General features: G+C 65.8%; 3 protein-coding genes. All 3 read left to right on the forward strand.

Annotation, left to right across the window (positions count from 1 at the left end; all coding sequences use genetic code 11):
* Positions 1 to 411 (forward strand): xanthine phosphoribosyltransferase (gene xpt / locus MUO23_11925; GenBank protein ID MCJ7513665.1); only part of this gene is annotated, 411 nt, incomplete at its 5' end.
* A gap of 12 nt (positions 412 to 423) precedes the next feature.
* Positions 424 to 1,950 carry a glutamine-hydrolyzing GMP synthase gene (gene guaA, locus MUO23_11930; GenBank protein MCJ7513666.1) on the forward strand — a complete coding sequence of 509 codons (1,527 nt, stop codon included), beginning with the start codon at positions 424 to 426 and terminating at the stop codon, positions 1,948 to 1,950.
* Positions 1,951 to 2,144: 194 nt separating this feature from the next.
* Complete coding sequence (locus MUO23_11935; GenBank protein MCJ7513667.1) at positions 2,145 to 2,291, forward strand: hypothetical protein; 147 nt, start codon at positions 2,145 to 2,147, stop codon at positions 2,289 to 2,291.
* Positions 2,292 to 3,148: the final 857 nt, after the last annotated feature.

A 3,148-nucleotide genomic window follows, 5' to 3' on the forward strand; every position in this document is an offset into this window, starting at 1 on the left:
CTGACGGCGGAGATATCGGGGATCGCGCCCGCGCTGACCACGGCCTTTCATCTCGGCCTGCCGGTGGTATATGCCCGCAAGACCAAGCCCATCACGATGCCGGATCAGATCTACCTGACACTCGCCCCGTCCCACACCAAAGGGCGCACTGTCGAGCTGATCGTCTCCCCGGAGTATCTCGGGCGGGACGAAAGGGTGCTGATCATCGACGACTTCCTCGCCAGCGGACAGACCATCCTGGGATTGGTGCGCCTGGCCCAGACGGCCGGCGCTACGGTCGTCGGCATCGGGGCGCTGGTGGAGAAATCTTTTGAAGGCGGACGCACGCTGCTCACATCTCTCGGCGTTCCCATCGAGTCCCTGGCCGTGATCAGCGACATGAGCGAAGGCCGGATCGTCTTCGCCTCCTGACCGATGGCTGACATGATCGCGGTCCTCGATTTCGGCTCGCAGTACAGCCAACTGATCGTCCGGCGGGTGCGCGAGGCCCGGGTCTACAGCCAACTGTTTCCCCACCATACACCGGCAGAAATCGTCACCGCCTCCGTGCCGGTTGGCTACATCCTCTCCGGAGGGCCGGCTTCGGTCTACGAGGACGGCGCCCCCCAGGTGCCCGAGTACGTTCTGCGATCCGGCAAACCCATCCTGGGAATCTGCTACGGCATGCAGGCCCTGACACACGCCCTGGGTGGCAAGGTTCGTCCTTCGGTACAACGGGAGTATGGGCCGGCCCAGGTGGTGTGTCTACAAGACAACCTCCTGCTTTCACCCGGCGCCCAACCCGTGTGGATGTCGCACGGCGATCGGATCGAGCGGATGCCGTCGGGCTTCGACGCCATCGCCCGTTCAGAGAACTCGCCGATTGCAGCCATGGCCGACGGTCAGCGGCAGTGGTACGGGGTCCAGTTCCATCCGGAGGTCCGCCACACCCCGGGCGGGAGCGCCATCCTGCGAGCCTTCGTACTCGACATCTGCCGCGCCAGGCCAGAATGGACTCCGGCGGCCATCGTCCAGGAGAGTCTCGCCCGGATCCGACAGCAGGTCGGCACGGGCCGGGCTGTCGCCGGCATCAGCGGAGGGATCGACTCGGCTGTGGCGTCCACGTTGGTGCACCAGGCGCTCGGGGACCGGATGTTCGGGATATTCGTTGACAACGGACTGCTGCGGCAGGGCGAGGCCGCTCAGGTCGAAGCCGACCTCGGCCCACTGCTGGGGGGACAGCTGCGCGTGGTCCGAGCCCAGCTGGATTTCCTGGATGCCCTGCGCGGGGTGACCGACCCTGAGCAGAAGCGATCGATCATCGGCCGCCTCTTCATTCGCCTGTTTGAGCGGGAGGCTCGCAATCTGGGCGACGTCGAGTATCTGGTCCAGGGAACGATCTACCCGGATGTCGTCGAATCCAGCGGCCCGGACCGTCGGGTGGCGGCGCGCATCAAGACTCATCATAATGTCGGCGGACTCCCGGAGGACCTGGGCCTGAAGCTGGTCGAGCCGCTGCGCTACCTATTCAAGGATGAGGTGCGCCAGGTCGGCCGGGCCCTCGGCCTGCCCGACTGGCTGGTGCAGCGCCAGCCGTTCCCCGGGCCCGGCCTGGCTGTCCGCTGCCTGGGCGAGGTCAGCCCCGATCGTCTGCGGTGCTTGCGGGAAGCCGACTGGATCCTGCGCACGGAATTGGATCAGGCAGGTCTGGGCGAAGGCGAGCTGGCCCAAGTGTTTGCCGTCCTGCTCCCAGTCAGCAGCGTGGGCGTGATGGGAGATCAGCGCACCTACGCCGAGACCGTGGTCCTGCGGGCGGTCTCCACCGAGGACTTCATGACCGCCGACTGGGTGCGTCTCCCCTACGAGGTGTTGGCCCGCATCAGCAATCGAATCGTGAATGAAGTGGCGGGGATCAACCGGGTGGTGTACGACATCACCAGCAAGCCTCCGGCGACGATCGAGTGGGAATAGCCGTTTCCCTGCGCGCAACGGCACCAACGCCCGGGCCCTCCGGCCCACCCGTGCCAAATCTCTCCATGCCCGGAGACAATTCACAAGGCGGCTTCCCGCAGCGCCCGTCCCCTCAACCTGCATAGGTCCGGAGTTCCGGTCCGACGTCAGCCCACTGGGGCGTATCCCCTCGGTCGACGATCGTGGTGGCGGACGTGCTCGTCCTGGAAGCCGCGGCCGGATTGCCGGCTGTGGCGCTGCCACCTGCCGTCGACTGGCACTCTGCCTTTCGACCCGCAGCCTTGAGTCTCGTGCAGGGCAAGTCCCCCTTCCTGGTCGAGGTTTTCTTCAACGCTCCCTGAATTCTGCTTCCGCTCATCCCCGTGACTCTGCTGCCCGAGCAGATTGGGCGGGCCATCCTCGCCCTGGCCTCGAGCGCCGCCCATGCGGTCACATCCCGCAGGTTGGGCGCGAACTGGCCGGCCGTGCTGCTCATCCTGCTATCCTCCCGGCGATCCACGGCCTGCTGAACGGAAGCCTGGAAGGCGTTCTCGCCATGGGCTTCGCCTTGCCGGCCACCTTGGTCTGGTCCGCCTGAGCGCCAAGCCTTAGATCGGTATTGCCGTGGCGCTGTTTAGGACGGTCAAGGCGTTGCCCATCAACAGGGCGAGAGGCGTTCTGCGCCTCCTGTGGCTCAGGGCACTTATCCTGGGTGTTTCGCTGGCGTTGTTCGGCCCGTGGCACCTGCGCACATCGCAGGAGAATACGCCCTGGCGGAATGACAGCCTGTGGCCGGCATCAATTCTTCTAGGTCTCGGCTTGCTGGCCGGTTCCTTGGGGAAACGCTAGCTCGCCTTCGCCTTTGCAGCCTCTCCAGTCCTCTCCACCTACCTGCTGCTACATTCCTGGGTCGTCGGGCGTGCTGGCCATGTCCGGCACGCCCTTGCTGCTCGCTGCGGGGGTGTTCGGCCTCTGGTGTCTTTCCGCCCACCGGTCCGCCTTCGGGTGAGCGGGAGGATGTTTGGCTAGGCGCGCCAGCTCCGTGGAATCCAACTCTTCAGCTAGAGGTGCCTTAAGAACGGCCCTCCCGCATGCGGGGTGTGCGGGAGGGCCAGCCGGAGGGAGGCTCAAGAGGTGTCTCGGGCTAGGGCCCGAACCTCCAGGCCAACAAGTAAGGAAGGGAACGGGCGACCTATCCGACCAGCCGGACGACCTGCCA

The sequence above is a fragment of the Anaerolineales bacterium genome (assembly GCA_022866145.1).
Lineage (GTDB): Bacteria > Chloroflexota > Anaerolineae > Anaerolineales > E44-bin32 > PFL42.

Excerpts from the sequence above, each read along its gene's own strand:
- guaA (MCJ7513666.1), top strand. The coding sequence starts at position 424 with ATGATCGCGGTCCTCGATTTCGGCTCGCAGTACAGCCAACTGATCGTC.